This window comes from Streptomyces huasconensis (genome assembly GCF_021028635.1).
Lineage (GTDB): Bacteria > Actinomycetota > Actinomycetes > Streptomycetales > Streptomycetaceae > Streptomyces > Streptomyces huasconensis.
The window spans coordinates 6,738,045-6,762,750 of the sequence record NZ_CP086119.1 but is presented as its reverse complement, the minus strand read 5'-3'; the positions used below and the strand labels follow the sequence as shown (position 1 = coordinate 6,762,750).

27 protein-coding genes and 1 pseudogene are annotated in these 24,706 nt (G+C 70.5%); 12 read left to right on the top strand and 16 right to left on the bottom strand.

Going from position 1 to position 24,706, the window contains the following annotated elements; genetic code table 11:
• Positions 1-123 precede the first annotated feature (123 nt).
• Both J2N69_RS30165 and J2N69_RS30160 read right to left on the bottom strand, forming a co-directional pair.
• Positions 124-501, bottom strand: a complete 378-nt coding sequence (locus tag J2N69_RS30165; protein WP_230903512.1) for a peptidase inhibitor family I36 protein — start codon at positions 499-501, stop codon at positions 124-126.
• Complete coding sequence (locus tag J2N69_RS30160) at positions 498-1,127, bottom strand: hypothetical protein (RefSeq protein ID WP_230903511.1); 630 nt, start codon at positions 1,125-1,127, stop codon at positions 498-500. The genes J2N69_RS30165 and J2N69_RS30160 overlap by 4 nt, the downstream gene beginning before the upstream one ends.
• Positions 1,128-1,295: 168 nt before the next feature.
• Here J2N69_RS30160 and J2N69_RS36740 point away from each other — a divergent pair.
• Positions 1,296-1,787: pseudogene (locus J2N69_RS36740) on the top strand (helix-turn-helix domain-containing protein); the annotation flags it as partial.
• Between the two features lie 61 nt (positions 1,788-1,848).
• Positions 1,849-2,127 carry a CGNR zinc finger domain-containing protein gene (locus tag J2N69_RS36735; protein WP_408056924.1) on the top strand — a complete coding sequence of 93 codons (279 nt, stop codon included), beginning with the start codon at positions 1,849-1,851 and terminating at the stop codon, positions 2,125-2,127.
• On the opposite strand, the gene J2N69_RS30150 is transcribed toward J2N69_RS36735, so the two are convergent.
• The 4 genes from J2N69_RS30150 to J2N69_RS30140 all read right to left on the bottom strand — a co-directional run bounded on the left by J2N69_RS30150 (position 2,068) and on the right by J2N69_RS30140 (position 4,815).
• The gene (locus J2N69_RS30150; RefSeq protein WP_230903509.1) at positions 2,068-2,472 is read right to left on the bottom strand and encodes a hypothetical protein; all 405 of its coding nucleotides are present in this window, start codon (positions 2,470-2,472) and stop codon (positions 2,068-2,070) included. The genes J2N69_RS36735 and J2N69_RS30150 overlap by 60 nt on opposite strands.
• Before the next feature lie 151 nt (positions 2,473-2,623).
• Complete coding sequence (locus J2N69_RS36435; RefSeq protein ID WP_269075644.1) at positions 2,624-2,752, bottom strand: hypothetical protein; 129 nt, start codon at positions 2,750-2,752, stop codon at positions 2,624-2,626.
• 228 nt (positions 2,753-2,980) lie between these two features.
• On the bottom strand, positions 2,981-3,349 hold the full coding sequence (locus J2N69_RS30145; protein WP_230903508.1) for an STAS domain-containing protein: 369 nt from the start codon (positions 3,347-3,349) through the stop codon (positions 2,981-2,983).
• Positions 3,346-4,815, bottom strand: coding sequence for a PP2C family protein-serine/threonine phosphatase (locus tag J2N69_RS30140; protein WP_230903507.1), 1,470 nt, complete (start codon positions 4,813-4,815; stop codon positions 3,346-3,348). The genes J2N69_RS30145 and J2N69_RS30140 overlap by 4 nt, the downstream gene beginning before the upstream one ends.
• Before the next feature lie 290 nt (positions 4,816-5,105).
• Between J2N69_RS30140 and J2N69_RS30135 the strand changes: the two genes are divergently transcribed.
• The 3 genes from J2N69_RS30135 (at position 5,106) to J2N69_RS30125 (ending at position 7,336) form a co-directional block, all read left to right on the top strand.
• Entirely contained in the window at positions 5,106-5,546 is a 441-nt protein-coding gene (locus J2N69_RS30135; RefSeq protein WP_230903506.1) for an ATP-binding protein, read from the top strand.
• Between the two features lie 535 nt (positions 5,547-6,081).
• On the top strand, positions 6,082-6,936 hold the full coding sequence (locus tag J2N69_RS30130; RefSeq protein ID WP_230903505.1) for an RNA polymerase sigma factor SigF: 855 nt from the start codon (positions 6,082-6,084) through the stop codon (positions 6,934-6,936).
• A 112-nt stretch (positions 6,937-7,048) separates the two neighbouring features.
• Complete coding sequence (locus tag J2N69_RS30125) at positions 7,049-7,336, top strand: hypothetical protein (RefSeq protein ID WP_330166839.1); 288 nt, start codon at positions 7,049-7,051, stop codon at positions 7,334-7,336.
• A gap of 46 nt (positions 7,337-7,382) precedes the next feature.
• On the opposite strand, the gene J2N69_RS30120 is transcribed toward J2N69_RS30125, so the two are convergent.
• The 4 genes from J2N69_RS30120 to J2N69_RS30105 all read right to left on the bottom strand — a co-directional run bounded on the left by J2N69_RS30120 (position 7,383) and on the right by J2N69_RS30105 (position 11,636).
• Positions 7,383-7,943 (bottom strand): hypothetical protein, encoded by a 561-nt coding sequence (locus J2N69_RS30120; RefSeq protein ID WP_230903504.1) that lies wholly within the window; start codon positions 7,941-7,943, stop codon positions 7,383-7,385.
• A gap of 180 nt (positions 7,944-8,123) precedes the next feature.
• A complete protein-coding gene (locus J2N69_RS30115) occupies positions 8,124-8,924 on the bottom strand; it encodes a GNAT family N-acetyltransferase (protein WP_230903503.1) in 801 nt (266 codons plus the stop codon).
• An 83-nt stretch (positions 8,925-9,007) separates the two neighbouring features.
• Positions 9,008-10,534, bottom strand: a complete 1,527-nt coding sequence (locus J2N69_RS30110) for an amino acid permease (protein ID WP_230903502.1) — start codon at positions 10,532-10,534, stop codon at positions 9,008-9,010.
• Positions 10,535-10,601: 67 nt separating this feature from the next.
• Positions 10,602-11,636: a hypothetical protein gene (locus tag J2N69_RS30105; protein WP_230903501.1), complete on the bottom strand. Its 1,035-nt coding sequence runs from the start codon at positions 11,634-11,636 to the stop codon at positions 10,602-10,604.
• 964 nt (positions 11,637-12,600) lie between these two features.
• Between J2N69_RS30105 and J2N69_RS30100 the strand changes: the two genes are divergently transcribed.
• From J2N69_RS30100 to J2N69_RS30090, 3 genes are all read left to right on the top strand, one after another.
• A complete protein-coding gene (locus tag J2N69_RS30100) occupies positions 12,601-13,902 on the top strand; it encodes a phosphatase PAP2 family protein (RefSeq protein WP_230904936.1) in 1,302 nt (433 codons plus the stop codon).
• 151 nt (positions 13,903-14,053) lie between these two features.
• Complete coding sequence (locus J2N69_RS30095) at positions 14,054-14,599, top strand: EF-hand domain-containing protein (protein ID WP_230903500.1); 546 nt, start codon at positions 14,054-14,056, stop codon at positions 14,597-14,599.
• 196 nt (positions 14,600-14,795) lie between these two features.
• Positions 14,796-16,067 carry a phosphatase PAP2 family protein gene (locus J2N69_RS30090; protein WP_230903499.1) on the top strand — a complete coding sequence of 424 codons (1,272 nt, stop codon included), beginning with the start codon at positions 14,796-14,798 and terminating at the stop codon, positions 16,065-16,067.
• Between the two features lie 76 nt (positions 16,068-16,143).
• Here the strand turns inward: J2N69_RS30090 and J2N69_RS30085 are convergent, their stop codons facing one another.
• From J2N69_RS30085 to J2N69_RS30075, 3 genes are all read right to left on the bottom strand, one after another.
• Positions 16,144-16,344, bottom strand: a complete 201-nt coding sequence (locus J2N69_RS30085) for a hypothetical protein (protein ID WP_230903498.1) — start codon at positions 16,342-16,344, stop codon at positions 16,144-16,146.
• 133 nt (positions 16,345-16,477) lie between these two features.
• Complete coding sequence (locus J2N69_RS30080) at positions 16,478-17,071, bottom strand: hemerythrin domain-containing protein (protein WP_230903497.1); 594 nt, start codon at positions 17,069-17,071, stop codon at positions 16,478-16,480.
• Positions 17,072-17,078: 7 nt separating this feature from the next.
• Positions 17,079-18,278 carry a hypothetical protein gene (locus J2N69_RS30075; protein WP_230903496.1) on the bottom strand — a complete coding sequence of 400 codons (1,200 nt, stop codon included), beginning with the start codon at positions 18,276-18,278 and terminating at the stop codon, positions 17,079-17,081.
• 610 nt (positions 18,279-18,888) lie between these two features.
• On the opposite strand from J2N69_RS30075, the gene J2N69_RS30070 reads away from it, so the two are divergent.
• Complete coding sequence (locus tag J2N69_RS30070; RefSeq protein ID WP_230903495.1) at positions 18,889-19,356, top strand: SPW repeat protein; 468 nt, start codon at positions 18,889-18,891, stop codon at positions 19,354-19,356.
• Between the two features lie 64 nt (positions 19,357-19,420).
• Here the strand turns inward: J2N69_RS30070 and J2N69_RS30065 are convergent, their stop codons facing one another.
• Positions 19,421-19,885: a DUF6098 family protein gene (locus J2N69_RS30065; protein ID WP_230903494.1), complete on the bottom strand. Its 465-nt coding sequence runs from the start codon at positions 19,883-19,885 to the stop codon at positions 19,421-19,423.
• A gap of 227 nt (positions 19,886-20,112) precedes the next feature.
• Here J2N69_RS30065 and J2N69_RS30060 point away from each other — a divergent pair, with 227 nt between their 5' ends.
• Positions 20,113-20,604, top strand: coding sequence for a DUF5709 domain-containing protein (locus J2N69_RS30060; RefSeq protein WP_230903493.1), 492 nt, complete (start codon positions 20,113-20,115; stop codon positions 20,602-20,604).
• Between the two features lie 319 nt (positions 20,605-20,923).
• Here the strand turns inward: J2N69_RS30060 and J2N69_RS30055 are convergent, their stop codons facing one another.
• On the bottom strand, positions 20,924-21,232 hold the full coding sequence (locus tag J2N69_RS30055) for a hypothetical protein (protein WP_230903492.1): 309 nt from the start codon (positions 21,230-21,232) through the stop codon (positions 20,924-20,926).
• Between the two features lie 47 nt (positions 21,233-21,279).
• On the opposite strand from J2N69_RS30055, the gene J2N69_RS30050 reads away from it, so the two are divergent.
• Positions 21,280-21,801, top strand: coding sequence for a DUF1360 domain-containing protein (locus tag J2N69_RS30050; protein WP_230903491.1), 522 nt, complete (start codon positions 21,280-21,282; stop codon positions 21,799-21,801).
• Positions 21,802-21,870: 69 nt separating this feature from the next.
• Here J2N69_RS30050 and J2N69_RS30045 read toward each other — a convergent pair whose 3' ends face one another.
• On the bottom strand, positions 21,871-23,529 hold the full coding sequence (locus tag J2N69_RS30045) for a catalase (protein ID WP_230903490.1): 1,659 nt from the start codon (positions 23,527-23,529) through the stop codon (positions 21,871-21,873).
• 165 nt (positions 23,530-23,694) lie between these two features.
• On the opposite strand from J2N69_RS30045, the gene J2N69_RS30040 reads away from it, so the two are divergent.
• Positions 23,695-24,513, top strand: a complete 819-nt coding sequence (locus J2N69_RS30040) for an SDR family oxidoreductase (protein WP_230903489.1) — start codon at positions 23,695-23,697, stop codon at positions 24,511-24,513.
• Positions 24,514-24,706: the final 193 nt, after the last annotated feature.

The following is a 24,706-nucleotide window of genomic DNA, read 5'->3' as shown; positions in this document are numbered from 1 at the left end:
GCCGGACACTCCGCCCACGATTCGCGTAGGCGAACGCTACCGGCTGGCCGTTCCGGCCCTCTGGGGAGAATCCGCCGCGCGGCCGCGCCGTCCTTGCGCGCTGCTCGACGTCGGTGCCGGCTCTCAGCAGCTGTGGGCCCATCGGTGGGAGTCGCCGCGGTCGCTGGCGACGCCGTTGTAGTGGACTTCCTGGCCTGCGGCGAGGCAGATGGTCATGGAGCCGCCCTGCCACGCGTCCTCGTAGACCTGCACGAAGGACGGGACCCCCGGTCCCACGATGCCGTGGTTGGCCCAGGAGGAGTCAGCGTCGGCGATGTGCCCCTCCCACCAGCCGTCGTCACCGTGCCAGTTCGCCCGCTGCCCCTGGTAGTCGGTGTGTTCCCAGGCGCAGAAATGGCCGCTGGGACAGTCGGCCGCGCCGGCCGGAGTCGCTGCGGCGAGACTGCCGGTGAGGACGAGGAAGGCCGCGGCGGCGGACGTGAACAGCTTGCTTACGGTCATGAGGATGGGTTGCCTTTCCCTTCGGTGGTGGGGCGGTCGGCCAGGAGGCCGGCCGCGCGCCGCACTGCGCGGTCGCGCAGGCGGTCGTAGGTGATGAGGTCGTCACGGTGCGCGGCGCGGACCTGTGCGAGCCGGGACGGCTCCAGCCGGGCCCGCAGCGCATCGAGGCCGCTCGCCCGGATGCAGGCGGTGTCGTGGTCGTCGCAGGCGGCCCGGCGGGCGTGAGCGGTCCGGTAGGCGGGATTTTCGCGGAGGAGGGCCTGGGCCTCGGGGCGCAGGTTATCGACGGTGACTTGGGCGTCGAACCAGCGTTTCTGGTTGCCGTAGAGGTAGCGGTGGGCTTCGGCCAGGCAGCCGTCGGTGTGGGCGCGGACGGTGTGACCGGTGGCGAGCGTGATCGACAGCTCGGCAGGGCCGGACCCGAAGAGCACCTTTTGCCGCGGGGGCGGCCCGGCGGCGCCCCGGGCGCGCAGGCACTCGTTCACCAGGACCTGCTGAGCGGTCGCGATCAGGGCACCACGGCCCTGCTCCGAGCGAGGCAGCTCCGGTCGCGGCTGTCTCGTACAGGCCGCGGCGAGCAGCACCGTCAGCGCGGCGGCCACCACGGCCCGCCCCGCAGTGCGCACCGGACGAACGTTGATCGTCACACCGTTTCAAACGATCACCTGGTGTCGAGGGCACGGTGTCCAGCAAGAGCCGACCACTGACGTGGCGCAGTCAACTGGGCCCGCAGTTGGGGTGGGACGCGTCATCGCGTCCAGCGTTTGCGACGCTGCCCCCAGCCGATACGCCTCATGACGACCGCCTCTCCCTCGTCCGGTGCTCAGGCTGCCCGCGAGGCGCTGGCCGTCCGGCTCACGCACCTGCGCAAGGACGCCGGCCTTCCCGGGAAGGGGTTCTCCGCCCGGTGCGGCTGGCATCCCGCCAAGACCACCCGTACCCGAAAGGGCGCGGCCGCGCCCTCGGACGCGGACATCCGCACCTGGTGTGCGGCGTGCGGCGCGGACGACCGGGCCGACGACCTCATCGCCACCGCCCGCGCGGCCGACCCGAGGTACATGGAGCGGCGCCGCCTGCACCAGGGCGGCATGCGCCAGGCCCAGGAGGGCTGGCTCACCCTGCACGAGCAGACCCGCCACTGCCGGGTCCACCCGTCCAACGTGCCGCCCGGCTTCCTCCAGATACCGGCGTTCGCGACCACCCTCATGCGGCAGATCACCCGCTTCCAGGGCACCCCCGACGACATCGCCGAAGCCGTCGCCGCCCGCGTCGCCCGCCCCCGGTTTCGCCCGGCCCCGGTCGGCCGCCTGCGACCCGGTCCGCCGTCTCCGGCGGGCGCGGGCCCGTATCCAAGCGCGTCCGCGACCCGGCCGGGGCACCGCTCCTGCCCGCCGCTCCACACCCTGCGGGCCGCCGTGCGGCCGAAGACTACTGCGGCTGCTCGCGGACCGGCCCGAACGGATCCGGCCGTGCGGCAACCTCGAGTGCAACCTGCACTTCTACGACGTTTCCAAGAACGGCACGCGTCGTTGGTGCTCGATGGCCTGCTGCGGGAAGAACCCTCTGCTATGCGCGTCCGCAGCACAGTGCGCGATGGAGGCGGGCAGTTGTCGTTCCGAGGAGTGAGGCGCTGATGAGCAAGCCCATCCGGTGCACATCGGCGAGGCCGTCCCATGCCAGTTCGCCCTGCTGGTGAATCACGAAGCCGTCGTAGAACAGCCAGCACACGGCGGCTACGAGCGGTACCGCGTGCAGATGCGCGTGCACGCTCACGACGGCTGTCAGTGCGCAGTAGGCGGCCAGGGCGGCCGCCGGGTGGTGCAGGCCGCCGGTCAAGCCCAGCACGGGCAGCAGCCCCGCTGACCCCGCGAACATGAACGCACAGACCACGGGAGTCGAATATGTGCACGGCCCGAAGCTCTCGCGAATAGGGGCCGCGGTCCTGGGTGCGCGCCGCAGGGCGCGGAACATGGTGCCTCCTCTCACCGAAGAGCCGACCGGCTCCACTCCACTGTGCGCCGGAATGAGGCCTGGAAAAACGGCAGGACCAGCCACATGAGCCGGTTCGGCGCTGTCACCGTGCGCATGCTCGGGGGCGAGCGCGAGCAGACGGGGCGGGGCCTCATGCGCGGACACACCGACTCAGTGAGTCGGCGTCGTCACACAGCCGAGCGTTCAGCCCGTGCAGGCACGCCTCGGTGATCGCCTGCTGCCCGACCTGGAGGTAGCTCTGCAGCGTGGGCGATGCCATGCCGGTGCGCTCCTAGTACGCGGCAATCGGCATGGCCGCCGTGTCCATCGTGTCGGAGGCGTCCGTGGCGCGGATCAGCGTCATGCGCGATGCAGTGGTACGACACACGCTCACATGTGGGACGTGTGCCGACACCGGCGTATCCGCGTCCATCGCCGGGCGGGGGAAATGGAGCGTTGAGGGACAGCTCTTCAGCCTGCTCGTCTCCGGCAGCGGTTGACGGGCAAGTCAGGCGGTGGTGCGGTTGTGCTGACGTGTGGAGAGCGCGGCTTCGACGCTGGGGTGGGCCGACAGGATGGTGTCCATGCCGGTGACGTTGAGCAGTCGGCCCAATCGGTCGGGGATGGCTGCCAGGGTGAGGGAGCCATCGGCGTCCTTGGCGCAGCGCCAGATGCCGATGAGGGCGCCTAGTCCGGAGGAGTCGCAGAAGGTGACGCCTGCCAGGTCGGCAATTAGGTTGGGGTGTCCGTCGGCGATGAGTTCGAGGGCGCGGGTCCGTACGGCGGGCGCGGCAGCGATGTCGAATTCTCCTGACAGCGCGATCACGGCCAGGGCACCGTCGGTGTGCGGAACATCGATGTGGAAGGCAGCGGTCATGGGCGTCGGTTCTCCTGTCCGACAAACACGTCGGCGATCGGGGCGGCGGCGCTGTGAGCGGTGGTGGTGATGCCGGCGGGAGCGGCATCTGCGGTGGGTACCGAGAGGGCCAGCAGGGCGACGTCGTCGCGTTCGGTGTCGGGGAGGGTGTCCAGGAGAGCGACGGTGTCCTCGATCAGGGTGCCGGCGCTGACCGGCGCCGAGCGCTGGGCCAGGAAGCCGGTCAGGCCCGTGTCGGCGAGCATGTGGCCGTCGGCGGTGCGGGCCTCGGTCAGCCCGTCGGTGTAGAGCAGCAGGCCCTGGCCGGGGGCCAGGCGCAGGGTGCGTGAGGCGAAGGCGGCTTCGGCGAACGCGCCGACCAGCATGCCGCCCTTGGCGCGGACCGCCTCCACCCGTACGCCGCCGTTCTCGGCGGGGCTGAGATGGTAGGCGGGCGGGTGGCCGCCGGTGGCAAGCGTGACCGTGAAACTGCCGTCCCGGGCAGGGTCGAGAAGGCCGAAGATGGCGGTGCAGAATCGGGTACCCACAGCCGCGTCCAGCAGCAGCGCGGTGTTCAACGCCTTCAGCGCGGCCGTAGGGTCCGCGTCGACGAGAGCTGCCGCCCGCAGCGTGTAGCGGGTCAGTGAGGTGACGGAGGCGGCTTCGGCGCCCTTGCCGCACACATCGCCCAGGAAGAACGCCCACCGGCCCCCGCCGACGGGAAAGACATCGTAGAAGTCACCGCCCACTTCCTGGGGGGAGGCGGTCTTGTAGTGGCAGGCCAGCTCCAGCCCCGGTACCGCCGGCAGGGCAGGAGGCACCAGGGTGCGCTGCAGAGTGGAGGCGAAAGTGGCAATGGCCTCCTTGTCCCGCTCCGCACGTCGACGGGCCTCTGCCTCCGCCTGCCGCCTGTCTTCCTCTGCTTTGCGGCGCTCCTGCTCGGCGCGTACCACGTGCAGTGCTGACAGCCGCAGCTCCAGCTGGTCACGCACCACCGCGGCCAAGTCCGCGAGCGTGGCCGAATCCGCCTCGCTTATCTCGCGGGGGCGGGTGTCCAGAACGTTGACCGTGCCCAGCCGGTACCCGTCGGCCGTGATGATCGGAGCGGCGGCGTAGAACCGCACCCCCATCGGGCCGGCGACCAGCGGGTTGGAACAGGCGACCGGGTCGAGCAGGGTGTCGGGGATGACGGTGGTGTCATCGGTCAGGACCGCCGAGGCGCACAGGCCCGGGTCGCGGCCGATCTCGGTGACGCCTTCCAAACCGTGTGTGGCTTTGAACCAGATGCGGTCCTCATCCACGATCGTCACTGTCGCCACCGGCACCTGGAAGAGCCGCGCGGCCAGCGCCGCGACCCGGTCATAGGCGCCGTCCGGAGGGGTGTCGAGAATGTCGTAACGGCGCACCGCCGCCATTCGCGCCGCCTCGGCCGCCGCGACCCGAGGAGCATTCGGTGTTATGGCAGGCGGACTCGCTTGTTCCGGCATGTTCCTCGCTTCGTCTTCCCCCCGATAGGCGCCGACCAGACAGTCAGCAACCCCAAAACCCTATCGAACAGCGAATCCGGCGCTCTTCGGCCTTGTGCAGCCGGAGCATTCCTGACCTGGCTTCCCGCCGGCATGAGAAGCCCTCGTGCCTTGAGAGGGACGGCCCTCGTCGGCTGCAGGCCTCGGCATGCCGACTGTGCCCACGAACATCCAGAGGACAGACATGCCCGCTCGGAGATCGGAGACCCGCAGAAGCAGCCCTGCAAAGCCCGAGAGCGAGACGGAGTGCCATGGATGCCGAACGCAAACACCTGCAAGACGAAGCCGACCTGAGCGCCTTGGTCATCGAACGGACCTGGAATTTCGCGGGAGAACTGAGCGACGTGACCCAGGCACGCCAGAGGGCAGCGGTCTTTCTTCACGCTCTGGTGCTGGTGAAGCCACCGGCCTCACCGGAGGCCTACGATGATGTACTCCTGGTGGTCACCGAACTGGCCTCCAACGCCTTCACGTATGCGCCCGGCCCCTTCAGCCTCCGTCTGCGCGCAGTGGCCGACACCGTCGAGGTCGCTCTGACTGATACCAGCCCCGCAACGCCGGAGCCCCGTCCGTCCGATCTCGCCGGTCGGGGCGGCATTGGATGGCACCTGATCAACGCCATCGCCGAGCAGACCATCACCCTGCCCGAAGACGTGGGCAAGACCGTGCATGCCTTCCTCCCCTGGCGATGACGACAACAACAACTCCAGATCCGGCGGACAGCGGAGTGGATGCGAACCGCGCCTGCCGAAGAGGGCGGGCGGCGCCTTCCTGACGGAACCGGACCGTCATGCCGGCGCAACCACACCCCCGGACGGCATGCAGCCCGGACGCGCCCCCGGCCCGTACGGGCCTTCGCGGCCCGACCGACCGCGGCACCCCGAACAACTCGCGTACTCCAGCGGGAGAACGCCTCCCTGGCAGCGGTCAACCACACCCCGGGCCGGCTCCCGCGCCGACCAGCGCAGGTCGCGGCCGCGTCCCTCCCTTGCTGCTCGGACTCGCGGGCGGCCAGCTCCTCGACCTCGCACTGTCGGCCACGACTGCCCGGCGGCCACACCAGTAGGCCCCCCGGCAGCGAGCGTGCGCCCGCCGTCGCCCGACGAGCTTCGAGACCGACGCAGAAGAAGTGAAGAAACTGCGTACATATTTTGTGTGAAGCGCGGCATGCCGGGCAGATGATGCCCCGGAAGCGCGGTAGTAGCCATCACAAAGGGGACGGAAGGCATGGTCACTGTGGCGGTCGGAGAGCAGACGCAGGCGCACCGAGTGGAGAAGGTGGCACACCGCGCGTACGTGGCCCCGTCCTCAGTGGCTCCCAAAGACGCCCGGGCGATCTCCCGGCGTTTCTTCGACCGGCTTGGTGAGCTGGAAGAGGGCACGCACGAGTACCAGTACGTGCGGAACTGCCTGATCGAGATGAACCTGTCCCTGGTGAAGTACGCGGCATCGCGGTTCAAGCACCGGGGTGTGCAGGAGATGGAGGACATCGTCCAGGTCGGCACGATCGGGTTGATCAAGGCGATCGACCGGTTCGAGCTGACCCGCGAGGTGGAGTTCACCTCGTTCGCCGTGCCGTACATCACCGGTGAGATCAAGCGGTTCTTCCGCGACACGAGCTGGGCCGTTCACGTGCCGCGCCGCCTTCAGGAAGCGCGTATCGAGCTGTCCAAGGCGACCGAGGAGTTGCGCACGCGCCTGGGCCGTACACCCTCCACGGCGGAGCTCGCCGAGCTGATGCAGCTCACCCCCGCCGAGGTCGCCGAGGCGCAGCGGGCATCCAACGGCTACACGTCCGTCTCGCTGGACGCGGCCATCGGCAAGGACGACGAATCCGACACGGCCTTGGCCGACTTCGTCGGAGTGGAGGAAGAGCGCTTCGAGCTGGTCGACAACTTCCACAGCCTGGCACCGCTCATCGCCGAACTGGACGAACGCGACCGCCAGGTCATCCACATGCGCTTCGTCGAGGAGAGGACGCAGGCGCAGATCGGCGAGATCCTCGGCTGCTCACAGATGCACGTATCCCGGCTCATCACCCGGATCATCGCCAAGCTGCGTACTGGGCTGACCACCGGCTGACAGCGCAAGTCCCGCACGGCTGCTTTCGCCCGGCACCGACGGGAGAGGCGGCACCGGGTGACGATCAGGGGGAGGCCGCGGCGGGTGCCTGGCCTTCGCGGTCGGCGTCGGGGTGGCCTGGCGCCGCCTGCGCACCCGGCTGGGCGGCGACCTGGACGGGGCACGCGTGGTTCGCACGTACGCCCGTCTCATCGCCGCCTCGGTCCCGGCCTCCCTCGCGGGCGGCACGATCGCCTTCCTCGTCATCGGCGCCCTCGGGACGGGGGTCCTGGGCTCCGCCACGGCACTGGTGGCCGGCGGGCTCGTCCTGCTCGTCGGCTACGCCGCCGTCGCCCGGCGCCTGAAGGTCGACGAACTGAACGGGATGCTGGGCATGGTCCGCGCCCGCTTCGGCCGCTGACCGCAGCGGCCCGTTACTCCATGACGCCGGGGCGTGCCAGCACCCGTCAGCGCACCACGACGACGCTCGTACCGAGTTTCGCGAAGCGCCACAGGCTCTGGGAGGCATCGGACCGAAGACGTATGGCTCCGGTCTTCTTCCCGGCCGCAGGTTCGGACGACGCCCCGTCCCGCGCCGAGGAGAAAGCGGCCGACGCGCCGCCGGAACCGGAGAAGTAGACGACCCGGACGACCGGGACCCCGTCACTGCCCACGGTGGCATTCCGCAGACCCGTCACCTTGTGCTCACCCACACTCGGGCGCACGTTCCCGGGCCGCACCGGGAAGGTCTCGAGGTCTTTGTCTCCGCTTCCGTCGACCAGCCATATCCGGTCCTGGCCGAGGCAATGGACGACGCGCTTGCCCGCACCCGATTCCTTCGGCAGCGGCGGAGGACTGTCCCGCTTCTCACCGCCGCGGCCCGGCTTGCCCGAACTCGCCGAGGGTTCTTTGTGCGCGGCGGGCTCATGGGACGACCCTTCGGCTTGCACCGCGAGTACCGCAACCACAGCCAGTGCTGACACGGTAAGACCTGACACACTTGCCCAGGTCGGTATCCGGCTGGCCATCGGTTGATTGTCTCCTGCGCCGCGAGGTGCGGCCCCAGGCCGGGCCGCTGCTGCCAGAAGCCTATCGGGCGGGCACTCGCCCCCCTCGCGAGCGCGCCATGCCAGTGGATCTCCACGCCGCGCCCCGCTCCTGCTCTGTGCCGCGAGACTCGTCCGCAAGCGGCGCGACTGTCTGGAGCCTCACTCCCCCACGTTGTAGAAGTGCATCGGCGAGTTCGGCGTGAAACCGATGCGCGGATATACGGGGGCCCCGGCGACGGTCGCGTGCAAGGTCGCGCGGGTCAGCCCGGTGGCTCGGGCGCCCTCGTGCAAGGCCTTGCGCGTGACCGCCTCGCCGTAGCCCCTGCGCTGCCACTGCGGGTCGGTGGCGACGAAGGCGACGAACAGGCGGCCCTGTGCCTCGACCGTCGCGGCGCAGGCCACCGGAACACCGCCTCGCATGGCCAGGTAGGCGTACATCTCGTTCTTCCAGTACGTGGACCCGACCAGACCGTCGCGGCCGTCCTCCACGGGGAACCCGTAGGCGCGCGACTGGAGGTCCGCGTAGGCCCGCAGGTGCTCGTCGGTGCGCACCCGCGCGAACGTCAGGTCCGGGTGGACCGGGTCGGGGACGGGCAGCAGGTCTCCGGCCATGCCCGTGCCGGGAAAGGCGTACTGGAGGCCCGCCTGTGCGGCCGCCGTGGGCAGCGCGGCGCGTGCCTCGTCGTCGAGGAGGTCCTCGAAGAGCCACAGGAAGCCCGGGTGCTTCTTCGCGCGCATGATGTCCGCCGCCTCGCCCAGGCGTCGTACGAGGAGATCGGCTCCCGTCCCCGGTTCGGTCAGCGTGACGCAGTTGTAGAACGAGAACCGGCAGTCGGCCCAGCGGACGGCGATGCCGGGGAGGTCGCGCACATCCGCGTCCGCAGCGCGGTCGAGCACCAGGGCGCGCCAGGCCACGGTGAGCTGCTGTGCCGATTCGATGGACGCCGTGAGGTCGGTCACCGTGCTCCCGCCAATCGTGGGGGTCGTTGGGGTCGTTCGGGTCGTCGGCGCTCCGCGGCCGGAAGCGCGCGGTGTAGCCGTCATCAGATGATGCCCTCGAACTGCCTGTCCTCGGCGGGGGAAGTGGAGCGCGGCACGTGGTAGGAGTCGCGTCCGAAGCGCCGCCACAGGGCGGCGATGAGGAAGGCCACCACGACGGCGACGGGGGTGTAGTTGAAGGAGGTGGCGGTGATCGGGCTGCTCTGCGGCAGCAGGAACAGCACCGTGACCGCGGCCGCCCACACCACCGCGACCCAGCCGATCGGCCGGCTCCAGCGGCCCAGGTGCCAGGGCCCCGGGGTGAATCGGTCGCGGTGGAGCAGTCGCAGCAGCACCGGGATGGCGTAGGCCGAGGTGAATCCCACGACCGAGATGGCGGTCACCGCGGCGAACGCCGCCGAGGAGTACAGGGACGGCAGCGCCAGCACGAACGCCACGGCGACCGCGAGCCAGACCGCGTTGGCGGGGATGGCGGAGCGGCGGCTGATCTTCTTCCAGAGTCCCGATCCGGGCAGGGCACCGTCCCGGGCGAAGGCGTAGATCATCCGGCTGGCGCTGGCGGTCACGGTGTAACCGCACAGGAACTGGGCCACGATGATCACCAGCAGCAGGGCCTTGGCGGCCGCCATGCCCAGCGCGTCCAGCAGGATCTGCGCCACCGGTACGCCGGTCGGGCTGCCCAGGGTCGCGGTGTAGTCCTGGACGGCGAACAGCAGCGTGGTCAGCAGGATGCCGCCGGCGATCCAGGACACCGCCACCGAGCGGAAGACCCCGCGGGCCGCGGCGACGGAGGCATGGTTGGTCTCCTCGCTCAAGTGGGCCGAGGTGTCGTAACCGGCCAGGGCGAACACCGGCAGCAGCATGCCCAGCAGGATCACGTAGACCGGTGCGCCCCAGCCCGTGTTGTTGGTGAACTCGGAGAAGACGAAGCCGGCCGACTGGTGGTGGGAGGGCACGAACGTCAGGGCGCCGATGATGACGACGGCCCCCGCCAGGTGCCACCACGCGCTCAGGGACGTCAGGATGTTCATCAGCCGGGTGCCGAAGAGGTTCAGGACCGCGTGCAGCGCGAGAATGACCGCGTACAGGGCCAGCAGGGAGCCCGGGGCCGGCGTGTAGCCGAACTGGAGGTTCATCCAGGCGGCGGTGAACGTGGCGATGCCGTAGTCCTGGGCGGCGATGCCGCCGAGCAGGCCCAGGAGGTTGAGCCAGCCGGTGTACCAGCTCCACCGCTCGCCTCCGAGCTGGCGGGCCATGTAGTACAGGCCGCCGCTGGTGGGGTACCGGGAGGTGATCTCCGCCAGCGACGCGGCCAGGCACAGCACCAGCGGCCCTACGGCGAGCCACCCCCACGTGATCACCGCGGGGCCTCCCGAGTTCAGGCCGTAGCCGAACAGCAGCAAGGTCCCCGACATGATCGAGATGACCGAGAGGGAGGCCGAGAAATTGCCGAACGCCCCCATACGGCGGTGGAGTTGCTGGGTGTAGCCCAGCGACTGGAGGATGCGTGCGTCCTCCCCGTCGTCGTCGGACGGGATCGGCTGCTGGCGCGCTGCTCTTACCGAAGTCATGGGTTCTCCGCACGGGGAAGCTGAAACAGGGGGTAGGGGCGGGTGATGCCTGCCGGGCGGCCGACGGTCACGGACCGTCTCCCGGGCGCCGCGGGTGGGACCTCCGGCAGGCGATGCGGTCCTCCTCGAACGCCTTCCGCCACTGGCCGTCGGGGTGCCGGGCGTCGTACTGCCACGGGGCAGGGGTGACGAAGTCGCCGATGGCGTCGAACACTTCGGTGGCCCACTGGGCGAAGCCGCCCCTCGCCAGGGCGTACGCGAGGTAGTTCAGGTCCAGCTGGGAACCGGTGGCCGGATCGCACTTACGGAACCAGCCCTCGTACGCCTGTGTGACGGCGCGGGTGGTGTCCTCTCTGGTCCACAGCAGATTCAGCATGACCTCGGAGCCGTTGTCCCGCCGCTCCCTGTGCTCCTGCACCCGGGCGTAGAGGGGCAGCAGAAGCAGGGGCGAGTCGGGCGGCGCGAAGGAGACCGTCCAGCGGGCGAAGTCCGTCGCGACGGCCTGGCGGCCCGCCGGGCCCGGGCGGGCCTGGAGCGCCTGGGACATGCGGTGCCATGCCTCGCGGTTGAACGGATCTCGTCGGTGCACTTCCCCCAGCAGGCCCCATGGCCCGGCGGGCAGCAGGTACTCGTGGGGCGGTGGAGCCACGTGGTGCTCCGGGTGGCGTCCGGTCGTGTCCGCCTCGGCCAGGGCCAGGCGGCAGATCCACGGCACCGCGTCGTCGGGATTCCCGTCGCTCGCCCTGTGGCACGCGTCCCGCGCCCTGGCCACCAGTTTCTCCAGGTCCCCCGCCCGGCGGTAGTCACGCGCCCAGTTCCTTCGGTGGGCCTGGAGCACCCGTTCGGTGGCGACTCGGGCGTACATCACGCGGGCGGCGAGGCTCTCCGGTTCCTCTTGCAGCCACAGCTCCACGACGTTGGCCTGAGCCGCGACGACTCCGAGGACCTGTGTGCGGGAGGTCCACTGCGGCCAGTTGCCCGTGCGGGCCAGCACCTGCCGCATCTGCATCCAGTAACCCGCCTGGATGTCCTGCACCGCCGTGTACAGGTCCGCGTCTCGGCCGGCCGGGTTCGCCTGGCCGGCCGGGTTCGGGCTCTCCATCAGCGCACCCCTCGGCCTGCCGGGCACGAGGCGGGCCGCCGGGAGCCGCCGGCCGGGGTCACGGGGAGGCGGCGCTCCCGCGCGCGGCGGCGGGCCGTCCGCGGGCCGAGGCCGTGAGCGCTGCGGCTCGCCGGGTGGTGTGAGCACGACACTGAATGGTGTGCACGGGCGAGCATAGGCAGAGGAACCTCGGGACAGTCGGGACGGGCGGCACGGTCGGCCGCTGGCGCGTTACCGGGCCGGTGGCTTTCGCTTCTGGCCGGTGGCTTTCGCTTTCGGCCGGTAGCGAGTGCCCGACAGGTACTTAAGTGCCTGGAGAGGCGCATGACCAGAGAATCCCGGGATTGTCCCGTTGCTCGGCTACAGGTTTCGGCCATGCGCCAGGCGGGCGTCGCGATCCGTGACCGCACCCGTCGGCCGCCCCGCCGACCGCAGCACTCGGACGGTGCGCCGCTCCTCCGGGGAAGCCGATGCCGCCTTTCGTCACACCGCGCCCACCGCTGCCCGACGGGAGGCTGCCACCAACTCCCCAGCGTGTTCGGGAGATTGCGAGCCGTGAGAACAAGTCGCTTACGGAGAAGGTGAGTTGAGGTGCGCCAACGGCGCGCGGGTGCCGCGAGAGGCACCGCGCGCAGGCGTATGCGGGTGTCCTGGTGAGGTTCTGCGGGGCTCGCGATCATTCGGCCAGTTCGGAGCGGTGGTCACTGACTGTGAGCGGTTGTCACGGTGGACCGAAACGTGCGGGCACCGGCGACGACAGGGCAGGACAGGGCCCGAAGGGGCCTTGCGGGCCGGCTCCGGCGAGGGGCACGGAGAACCGATGTCTCGTCCGCCAGTGATTCAATGCACGTGCTGAAGGAATACATCTAACAAAACGGTCAAACCATTGATACCTATATCCGCGCGGAAGGCTCCGCGCACCGGCCCCGGCGGCAGCGGGCCCGCCGCGTGGCGCGCGCCCCGCGTGATCCTGTGGGCCGCGGCGGCCCTGGTCGCCCTCGGCTTCCTGATCGCCCTGGAGGTCGTCGCGCGCCGCAACGGCGTCCCGGGGCCGATCACCGCTCAGGCCCGCGAGGTGATCTTCGCGCCCAAGCCGGGGCCGCTGTACGGCGGCCTGGCGCTGATGATGGTCGTGCTCACCTGGCGGCAGCGGTTCGTCGCGGCCGCCTTCGCGGTCGGCGTCGACCTCGTCTTCGTCCTGGTGCGGTGGGCGGTCGACGCCCACGTGCCCGAGGACCAGTACTTCGGCAACGGCGCGCTCTGGGCGATGCTCGGCTGCGCGGTCGTCGCGATCACGCGCCGCACCGGCCCCGAACGCCTGCTGATGCTGAAGGGCGTCGGTCTGGGCCTGCTTCTCGTGACGGGCCGCAAGACCGGTGACGCCTGGCTGCTCATCACGTCGAAGACCCGCCCGACCGTGCTCGACCCGTACGTGGCCATGGCCGATCACGCGCTGGGCAACCCGTCGTGGGTGGCGGGCCGCATCCTCGACGCCACCGCCCCGGTCGGCACCCACGTACTCGATCTGGTCTACGCCCAGCTCGCGGTCGCCGCGGTCGTCGTCGCCCTGTACCAGCTGCGCGACGTCGCGTCCGAGCGCCGTTTCCCGCGCCACCACCTGGTGCGCACGTTCCTCCTGATCGGCCTCCTCGGGCCGGGCGTCTACATGCTCTTCCCGGTGGTCGGGCCGATCTTCGCCTACGGTCCGGGCACTTCCGGCACCGGCGGCGTGGAGTGGGCGGTGGCCGACCTGTGGCCGCACACGCCGCCGCCGATCACCCTCCCGCACCCGGTGCCGTACGACGGGATCACCCCGCGCAACTGCATGCCCAGCCTGCACACAGCGTGGGCCACCGCCATCTTCCTCCACACCCGCACGGGCCCGCGGCTGCTGCGGTTCGCCGGAGCGTTCTGGCTGGTCGCCACCCTCGGCGCGACGCTGGGCTTCGGCTACCACTACGGCGTCGACCTCGTCGCCGGCGTGGTGTTCGCGCTCACCGTCGAGGGGGCGGTGCGCACCTTCGACCGCGGCTGGGACAGGCCGGGCGTCGCGCTGGTCGCGTACGGCACGGCCGTCTTCGCCGCGCTCCTGGTGGCGTACCGCTACCTGCCGATGGAGATGGCCGCGCACCCGTGGCTGTACGGCCCCCTCGTGCTCCTGGCGATGGCCTCGGTGATCTACGGCTACGTACGGACCACCAAACCGCGGCAGCCGGAGTCCGCCGCACCGGCGCCACGACCGGAACCGCAGCCCGAACCAGTCTGAGCCGGGCTCGCCCCCCGGGGGCGGCACTCCCCGCTCGCCTCGCCGTGCTGTGCCGGTGAACCTTCGGGCACCCCGACGCGTCTGATACACCACGACCGTGTGCGGTGGCTCTCCGGCAGCTCCGGCACAAGGAGCGGAAGGACAGGGACGAATGGTGAGACTCGATCCGATCGCGCGAAGGCTCCGGCAGCTCTTCGCCGTTCTGGACACCGACGACGACGGGTTCGTCACGTGGGAGGACCACCAGCGGATGGTGGAGGCGTATGCGGACAACTACTCGCTCGGGCCGGGCGACCCACGGCTCGGGGCGCTCGCGGAGGCGTACTGGGCGCAGTGGCTGGGCCTTCTCGCGAAGTCGACGCCCGGACGGTTCCGGCTGTCCCAGGACGAGTACGTCGCGGCCCACCGCGCGGTGGGCTACGACACGGACCGTCCCGACCTGCTGGAGAACCTGGCGAAGGCGCTCTTCGCGGTCCTGGACTCCGACGGCGACAAGAGGATCAGCAGCGACGAGTTCGCCGCGTACCTCGACTTCAGGGGTGTCTCGCGCGACGACGCCCCGCTGGTGTTCCAGCGCCTCGACCTGGACCGCGACTCCTACCTCTCGCAGCGTGAGATCGCCCGCTCGCTGCGCGCCTTCCACCTCAACAACGACGGCCTCCACGCCCCGGGCGGCATCTTTCTCGGCCTCCACTGAGCACCCCCGCGGGCGGCGACCGCACCCGCCGGACCCGCCCGACCGCTCCTATAACATGACCTGAGCCACGATGCCCGCCCCGACCTCCGCCCTTCTCCAGAAAACATCGGCCAGACAATTGCTGACTACATCATCGCGAATACTCTCGCGCGAAAACCTCAGAAGCCTGTTCGCCGCATGGCGCAAGCCAAAGCCGATGCTGTGGACCGCGGCGGCCGTGGTGACCCTCGCCTTCCTCATCGCGCTGGAAATCGCCGCGCGCCATTACGGTGTGCCCGGGCCGATCACCAACCAGGCGCGCGAGGTGATATTCGCTCCCAAATCGGGGCCGCTGCTGTACGCCAGCATGGCCTTGATGCTGGTGGTGCTGCCCTGGCGGCAGCGGTTCATCGCGATCGGCGCAGCGGTCGGCATCGACATCGTCTTCTTCCTGGTGCGGTGGGCGGTCGACGCCAAGATGATGTTCGGCAACGGCGCCCTGTGGGTGATCATCGGCTGTGCGGTCATCGCCGTCACGCGCCGCACCGGCCCCGAACGCGTCCTGCTGCTGAAGGGCGTCGGTCTGGGCCTGCTGCTCGTGGCCGGCCGCAAGACCGGTGACGCCTGGCTGCTCATCACGTCGAAGACCCGCCCGCAGGTGCTCGACCAGTACGTGGCGACCGCCGACCACGCGCTCGGCAGCCCTTCGTGGGTCGCGGGCAAGATCGTCGATGCCACGGGTGCGGTCGGCGCTCACGTCCTCGACTACGTCTACATCCAGCTCGCGGTGGCCGCGGTCGTCGTCGCGCTCTACCAGCTGCGCAACGTCGCGTCCGAGGGCCGCTTCCCCGGCCACCACCTGGTGCGCACGTTCCTGGTCATCGGCCTCCTCGGGCCGGGCATCTACATGATCTACCCGGTGGTCGGGCCGATCTTCGCGTACGGCGCCGACGGCGGGCACTGGGCCGTGGCGAACCTGTGGCCGAACACCCCGCCCTCGGTGGTCACCCCGCAGCACATGCCGTTCAACGAGATCACCCCGCGCAACTGCATGCCCAGCCTGCACACCGCGTGGGCCACGACGATCTTCATCCACTCCCGCAAGGGCCCGCGCGCGCTGCGGTACGCGGGCGTCTTCTGGCTGATCGCCACGCTGGGCGCGACGCTGGGGTTCGGATATCACTACGGCGCCGATATCGTCGCCGGTGTGGTCTTCGCGTACACGATCGACGCGGCATTGCGCGCGTACGACCGGGGCTGGGACCGAGCCGGAATTCAGCTGGTCGCCTATGGCACGGTCGTCTTCACCGCGTTCCTGCTTTCCTATCGCTTTCTGCCGATGGAAATGGCCAGGTATCCGTGGCTGTTCGGACCGCTTCTCCTTGTGGCGATGTCCTCGGTGGTCTACGGCTATCTGCGGACCGCCAGGCTGTGGGAGCCGAAGGCCGCGCCCGCGAAGCCGCTGGAGCCGCAGCCGGAACTCGTCTGAGTCACGCCGGTCCAGAGGGGCTGAGCGCTTGTGGGGGGAGCGGGGCGGTGTTCCGCCCCGCTCCCCCTTCGCGTTCTCAGCGGTCGCCGGAGACCGTCGAGCGGGCCGGCCGCGGCTGGTCGGGAGCGGGCGCGGCCGCGCCGCCCGGTCCGCCGTCGACGAGCCACGCGCCGACGATCAGCCCCACGACCAGCAGGACCAGGTGCCGGTTCCGCCTCCACCACGACGGGGCGCTGGGCTTGCTCAAGACGTACTCCACCCGCACGGGCTTCGTCATGGGGTCCCCCTCTCTCGTCGCGCTCGGACTGACGGCGTCCTCCGCTACGCGCTGAAGCGCTCCGTCACCGTCTGCGATCGAGTGTGGGCCATGAGGCCGCTGAGGAGCCACCGGTTTAACCGCGGGCGGCGTGTCAGCCGTCCTTGCCCATCGCCTTGCGCACGGCGTCCTTCGTGCGGTCCATCAGCGCGGCGACCGGGCCGAGCGCCATGTTCGCCGCGCCGGACTCCACGCCCGGGTGGGGGCGGGTCGGAGCCATGGCCTTCGCCGCCTTGACCGCCTTGGCCATGGTGGCGAGCTTCGCGGGATCGGTGCCGCGCCGGATGTGCGTGAACTCGTAGCGCTCCTCGGCGCGTGCGTGTTCCTGCACGTCCCTGCGCAACTTCATCAGCTGCGGCATGAACTTCGGGTCGTCCGTGTCGGTGTCGTCGAGCGCGGCGAGCGTCTCCTTGGCGGCCCGCTCCTCGGCGAGGCGGTCCTCGACGACCTGCCCGCCGCCGGGCAGGGAGCTCCGGGCGAAGGGGTGGACGACCTCCTCCTCGGCGGTCTCGTGCACGGCGAGCAGCCGCACAAGGCGACGGAAGGCGTCACGCCGTTCCTCGCCCGTGGTCTGCTCCACCTCGTCGAAGAGGTTGCGGATGTCGCCGTGCTGACGCATGAGCAGCGAGACCACGTCATCGTCGGCGGCGTGGTCGTCCCCGGCGTGGGGGGTGTGGAGGGTGGACATGTCCGCCTCACTTCTCACGCTGGGAGGGGTCGGGGTGCTCCCCCTCGGACTGGACGCGGTACTCACGGCCGAACATCTCGTCGTGCTGCGCCATCACGCGCTCGCTCGGCGGCTGTTCACCGCCGTGGATCTGCTCCTGCATCGCCTCGAACCGCTCGTGCGCCTCGCGGACGTAGCCGGCGCCGAGCGTGGTCAGGTCGATCTGCGTGTCGAGCAGCTCGCGCAGGTACTGCTTGTTCGGCTCGAAGGTGAGGACGTTCGGCAGCTGCGGCGCCAGCACCTCCTGCGGCTCGCGGCCGTCGTGGCGGCGCATCAGGTCGCAGGCGATGTGCAGGTGCTCCAGCTCCATGTTCAGGTGCAGCTCCCAGATCGCCTTGACCCTGGGGTCGCTCTCCTGCTCCATGAAGGAGTAGTAGAGGTAGCACTCGTTGTACTCGTGGTTGACCAGCTGCTCCCACCACGTCTCGCCGGGGTCGACGAGGGACTCGTAGTGGGTGACGTGCTCCTCCTCGATGAGCCCGATCTCCTGGTAGAGCTGGCGGGCGATCGGCTCCATGTAGGTGGGGCCGGTGTTCATGTAGAAGTTCATCGTCTGCTGCTCGGCCGACAGGACCGTCAGGGCGTGCAGCTTGGAGAGCGGGTCGGTGGCGGTCCTGTCGTACGGGTCGCGGACGTTGTCGACCGGGTCACGGTGGTGGTACTTCGTGGGGCGGCCCGGCATGACCTCGGTCAGCCCGTCGACGATCGACTCCGCCTTGCGGTGCTCGATCATCTCGTACAGGTTCGCGTACCGGTACAGGTGGTCGAAGTCCTCCAGGACACCGAACTGGTACGCCTGCTTCAGGTACGGGTCCGGCTCCATGCGGGCGATCCAGGCGGTCAGGTCGACGGCCACCTGCTCGTAGGCGATCGTCGTCTCCAGGACCGACGACACACCGGGCAGCAGCCAGTTCACCGCCTTCTGCTGCTGCGCCTCGATGTAGCGCACGCTCGCCAGCTGCCGCTTCACCTCCGGGTCCACGGTGTTCCGGGCGAGCTGGTGGCTGAAGAGGATCGCCTCGACCTCGATGCCGTTCATGGTGATGATCCGGCACCGGGTGTACGGATCGCAGTGGTCGGGGTCGATCGGCTGGACATTCAGCTCGCGCCAGTTGCGCAGCTGGCGGTCCAGGGGGATGCCCCGCTGTTCCAGGGGATTGAACGTCATGGCGTGCTCTCCTCGGTGAGAGATGTGGAGGGCGGAGTACCCCTGCTGCGGCGGTCCACCCCCGCGGAAATGTGCGGGAGCCCTCTGTCATGCCTGCCCTCGCGTGGCGGTGATGGTCCACCGGGCGCGACAATTGACCCGACCGGTGCGGTCCATGGGCCGCTTGCGTCACCGCACCGTGCGGATGCGGAGGTCGTCGTGGATCATCCGCGAGGCATGCGAGGTAGTTTGCCCCGTTTTGCGAGGGGTACCGGCTATGCAGGAGGCGGCATAGGGACGCCCCGCGCACCCCGTGCCCGCGAGAGAGGGAGGTGCTTGCCGTGGACCGATACCGAGGCAGCAACCCGGTGAGGCCGCGCAAGGACGACGGGTCGAAGCACCAACTGGAGGGCTGCGCGCGCTCCGGTCAGCACCCACACGGCACCGGATAGTCCCCGTGGCCCGGGCAGTTGCCGCGAACCCACCCGCTGCCCCGAGTCCCCGTCCTGGTCCGGCCGCGCGACAGCGGTACGCGCGTGGCCCCGTCCGCACCCCGAACCACGCACCCCGAACCACCACTCAGCTGGAGGTGGACGTCATGTCATCAACGTCCCCCAGGACCCAGTCCTCCATGGAAACCCACCCCGACATCGTCGACATACGCGAACGCCACGAGATGGCGGAGCGCGCGGCGAGCACGCCCAAGGTCCAGGCCGTCGAGACGATGGCCTTCCTCACCGGCCTCTACCTGGCGGCCTCGCCGTGGATCGCGGGCTTCAACGGCCTGACGCGTCTGACGGTCACCAACCTGATCGTCGGCCTCGCCTACGCCCTGCTCATGAGCGGCGGCTTCGGCCGGGCCTACGAGCGCACCCACAGCATGGCGTGGGCCTGCTGCGCCCTCGGTGTGTGGACGATCGTCGCCCCGTGGGTCATCGCCGGTGACGTCAACACCACGAGGTCCGTGTGGAGCAACGTCATCACCGGTGCGGTGATGCTGCTCCTCGGCCTGGTCGCCGCCATGGCCGCCCGCGCGGGAGACAAGTCGGAATCCGCCGGGCGCGGCAGGGCGCGGGCCTACCGGGCCGGCCCCCGCTGACCGCCGACCGGCCGGACCATGGCGCGCCCCCGGCACCAACCCCGGTGCCGGGGGCGCGCCCCTGTCAGTCGCTCGTACGCCGCAGTGGTCCCCAGGGGCCTGCCGCGCGGGCCACTTCCTCGCGGGCCTCGTCGATCATCTTCGCGTCGATCCAGGCCAGCGGCTCGACGTCCTGGACCAGCGGCTCGTTGTCCGGGCCACGGGCGCACTCGTGGCCGAGCAGGACCCAGGGGCGCACTCCCGGTCCCTTCTCGCGCGGCAGGTGCGAGTAGTCGTGCAGCCGACGCGCCACCCACAGCTCGACGGGCCGGTCCTCCCACCAGGGCTCGACGCCGAGGGGGTTGGCCGAGAGGCCGGGCATGCGTACGCCCGTCAGGTCGTCCCTGCTCATCACCTTGCCGAGGTCCGTCGCGGGTCCGCGGGACCAGCGTACGTACAGGCCCTCGTGCCGTTCCACGAGGCGGGCCAGTTCCCGCAGGGTGCGCAGGACCGGCAGGTCGTCGGCCGCGCTGTCGTCCGCACTGCTCATCCGAGAGGTCACTTTCTCTGTTCGATACGTTCAGATATATCCCGATACGTTCTCTTGTATGTCCCGATACGTTCTCTTCGCCACGTCCGAAGAGTGCCCTGATCATCGTCGGACAGGCCTCGCGGCCAGATCGTTTGGAGGAGTGTGTCGCGGGCACTTCGGAAGACCAGCGCGCGACCATCAGGGAACGAGCGCGACCATCCGGACCACACAGCACGAGGTAAGTCATGAGCGACGACCAGACCATGGCGGACGACGCCTACCAGCCCACCGGCAACAACGAGGAGCAGGAGGACGCGGCACCGCTGGACCTCCAGGACGCGCTGGACGAGCGCGACTACGACGACATGCTCGACGAGGGCTACTCGCCGCCGGAGAAGCCGCTGGGCGTCACCAAGACCGGCACCACGGCGGCCGAGCAGCACGAGGGCGAATCGCTCGACGAGCGGCTGCGGCAGGAGGTGCCCGACACGCAGCCGCACGCCGGGGACGGCATCGGCGACCTGCCGGGCGGCGAAGGCGAGCCGATCGACCCGGAGGCGGGCGCGGACCGCGCGGGCCGTCTGGTGGCCCCGGACGAGGGCGCGCACCCGGACACCACCAAGGAGGTCGTCGCGACGGACGAGGGCATCGACGGCGGCGCGGCGTCCGCCGAGGAGGCGGCGGTCCACGTCATCCCCGACGAGGACCTGCCACCGGCGCCGGATGAGCGGGGCTGAGGGGCCAGTGGGGGCGGGGCGGCGTCTCTCGTTGGGCGAGGCGGACGGCCGGGGCCAAGGCGGCCGGGCCGCTGCGGGATGCCGGGCCGGTGAGGCCCGGCGTCATCACCGCCCTTCGGCCTACGACAGCGGCGCGCGAGTTCCGGCCGCCGCGGGGCGCCGGACCGGCGAGGCTCGACGCTCCGACGACGGCGACGGCGACGGCGACGGACGGCATCGTCCCGCGCACCGCCACGCCGACGCGCCGGGCGGCGTCGGCCGGGGCACCGCAGGGCACCGACCGCACCCCCAGCCCCAGGACCACCCTTTCCGGCCCCCCTCACGGACGCGGGTTCTCCCGCCGCCACGGAGGTCGCGCGTCGGTGCCGGTCCGGCCGGCCACGGACGCGCACCTCGGGCACAGGCGCTGTACGCGGTCGGCGGCGCCGCCGGAGGCCGGGAGGGCGTCCGTCCACGGCACGTGGGGGAAGCGCGTCAGCCGCGACGTGGCGAGGGAGAGACCGCAGACGGTTTCGTTGCGGCCGGGCCGCCACGCGTGCGCCTCGCCCGCGGGCAGCCGCCGACGCCCCTCTTCCTCGTCGACCCACTGTCCGGAGGCCGCCACCGCGTACGTCGTGCGTCGTGCCATCGGAACCACCACCTCTCATCAGACTCACCGCTCCCCCTGGAGGCGCCATGACGGCCGACGAAACCCATGAACACCGCTGCCGCGGCTACCGGCGCTACGACGAGCAGGAAGCCGTGCCCCTCGCGGGTTACGCCACCCTCGCCACGGCCTTCACGGCGGCCACCGGCGCCCTCACGGTGCTGGCGCGGCGGCGCGGGGTCACCCTGCCGGAGCGGGTGCCGCCGTGGGACGTGCTGCTCCTGGGTGTCGCGACGTACAAGACGGCCCGGCTGCTCACCAAGGCCAAGATCACCGGTTTTCTGCGGGCGCCGGTCACCCGCCGCGTGGAGGACACCAAGGCGGGCGAGGTGATGGACGAGCCGCTGGGCGGCAACGCCGTCAAGCAGGCGGTGGGCGAGTTGGTGACCTGCCCGTTCTGCGCGTCGACGTGGTCGGCGACGGGTCTCGTCGGGGCGTACGTCCTCGCGCCTCGCGGCGCCCGGCTGGTGGGTGCGGCGCTGAGCGCCATGACGCTCGCCGACTGGTTGCAGTACGCCTGGACCTGGACGCAGGAGAACGCCGAGGGCTGACCGGCGCGCACCGGAAGCGGCCAGCCGCGCGGGCCGGCCGGCCGCTTCCGGTACCGGAGTCTCAACGCCTCAGCGTGTGACCTCGTGCCGCTCGTTCGGGACGCAGTGCGTCATCGTCAGACCGCTCACGTCGCGCGGCGGGTTCTCGCCGAGGTTTGCGAGCCGCTTGCGGTCCTCGTCGGTCAGGTCCTGGCTCGCCAGCGGCTGGAGGTGCGCCACGTCCTTCGGGGTGATGCCGATGCCCTCGCCGACCTTGAGGCCCAGCTCGTTCTCGACGAGCAGGAAGTGCCAGACCATCCGTTCCTGGATCTCCCGGGGGCACTGGGAGAGCAGGTCGACGAAGTTCTTGACGAGGTCGTCCCGCTCCCACTGCTCCATCAGGCAGTAGCGCTGACCGGCCTGGAGGTAGTCGTTGGTGAGCGGGATGCGCTTGCGCGTGAGCCTGCCGCGGATCTCCGGCCCCTGCTCGTCGTGGGTCGGGTACTGCGCCTCCCGCAGGCCGCCGGTGATGGACGGCTCGTAGTTGACGATCGGGTTCTCGCCGCCGCCGTCGACGTGATACGTCATCAGGCCGTCGCGCTGGTTGGTGCGCACGCGGGCGTTCTTGGCCTGGTTGACGGGCAGCTGGAGGTAGTTGGGGCCGACCCGGTAGCGCTGGGTATCGCTGTAGGAGAAGGTGCGGCCGACCAGCATCTTGTCGTCGGAGAAGTCCAGGCCGTCCACGAGCACGCCGGTGCCGAAGGAGATCTGCTCGTTCTCCGCGAAGAAGTTCTCCGGCATCCGGTCGAGCACCATCCGGCCCACCGGCTTCGGCGGGAAGTCCTGCTCGGGCCAGGTCTTCGTGTCGTCGAGGGGGTCGAAGTCCAGCTCGGGGTGGTCGCCGTCCTCCATCACCTGGACGAGCAGCTCCCACTCGGGGTAGTCGCCGCGCGCGACCGCCTCGTACAGGTCCTTGGTGGCGTGTCCGAGGCCCTCGGCCTGTACGTTGGCCGCGTCCTCCTCGGTCATGCTGCGCACGCCCTGCTTGGGCATCCAGTGGTACTTGACCAGGAGCGTCCGGCCCTCGTCGTTGACCCACTTGTACGTGTTGACGCCGAAGCCCTGCATGTGGCGGTAGTCCGAGGGGATGCCGCGCGGGCTGAAGAGGTTGACCAGCATGTGCATGGACTCCGGGGTCTGCGACATGAAGTCGAAGATCCGCCGGGGCTGCTGCTCGAAGGTCACGGGGTCCGGCTTGAGCGCGTGGATGACGTCGGGGAACTTGATGGCGTCGCGGATGAAGAAGACGCCGAGGTTGTTGCCGACGAGGTCCCAGTTGCCGTCCTCGGTGTAGAACTTCACCGCGAAGCCGCGGGGGTCGCGGGCCGCCTCGGAGGAGTCGCGGCCGCCGATGACCGTGGAGAACCGGACCGCGACGTCCGTGCGCTTGCCGGGTTCCTGGAAGAGCTTGGCGCGGGTGAAGCGGCTGATCGGCTCGTCGCCGAACTTTCCGTACGCCTCGAAGTAGCCGTACGCGGTGACGCCGCGGGCGTGCACGACGCGCTCGGGGATGCGCTCGCGGTCGAAGTGGCTGATCTTCTCCAGGAACTGGTAGTTCTCCAGCGTCGCCGGGCCGCGGGCGCCGACGGTGCGCTGGTTCTGGTTGTCGTAGACCGGGTGGCCCTGCCGGTTGGTGAGCGTCTCGCGGTTGTCGTCCGGGGCGGGGCCCTTGCTCGATACGTCCGTCACGATCTGTCGACTCCTTCAGCCCTATTTGTTCCTTTTGCTGCTATTCATCAAGCTAAGCGTGTTGCCCGCCGGGCGCCGCTCAGCTGTTCGTGCCGGAGCCGCCCGGGTACCCGCCCGGCGTCCACCCACCCATCCGTCCCGCGACGCGATCCAGCAGGAGGCCGCATGACCGCCCCCACCGACCCCGCCGCTCCCGCCGCCAAGGTGGCCATCGTGACCGGCGCCGACTCCGGCATCGGGCGGGCCACGGCCGTCCGGCTCGCCGAGGCGGGGATGGACGTCGGGATCACCTGGCACAGCGACGAGGAAGGCGCCGAGCGGACGGCCGAGGAGGTGGGCAGGCACGGCCGGCGTGCGGCCGTCGCCCAGATGGACCTGACCCGGCTGCCCGATGCCGCCCGCGTGGTCGACGACCTCGCCGAGCGGCTGGGCCGCGTCGACGTCCTGGTCAACAACGCCGGGACGGGCACCGCCACCCCCTACCTCGACCTCGGACACGAGGACGTACGGCGCGTCCTGGACGTCGACCTCGTCGGGCCGTTCCTGTGCGGCCAGCACGCCGCGCGCCGCATGATCCGCCAGGGTGACGGCGGCCGCATCGTCAACGTGACCTCCGTCCACGAGCACCAGCCGCGCGTGGGCGCGGCCCCGTACTGCGCCGCCAAGGGCGGTCTCGGGCTGCTGACCCAGGTGATGGCCCTGGAGCTCGCGGAGCACGGCATCACCGTCAACTCCGTCGCGCCCGGCGAGATCGCCACGCCCATGACCGGCCAGGAGGACACGGACGTGCACGAGGAGTCCCGCCCGGGCATCCCGCTCGGCCGGCCCGGCGACGCCCGGGAGATCGCCGCCGTCATCGCCTTCCTCGCCGGTCCCGACTCCTCGTACGTCACCGGCGCGTCCTGGGTCGCCGACGGCGGCATGGTGCGCATGGGCCCGCAGGCCGGCTCGCATCTGCGGAGCGACGAGTGGCGGCGGCCGTAGCCGCGAGCGAGAAGAGGTGGGGCGCCGCCGCCTGCGGTATAAGGGAAATCCACCATCACGTACGGATACGCACATACGTGCACCACCGCCGCACAGCGAACTGGCCCGTGTCGAACCCGGCGGTCCGGGTACCGGTGCTGCCTGGGCAGGGAACGTCGAAGACTGCCGGACGCGCACGACCAGTGCGGCGGCC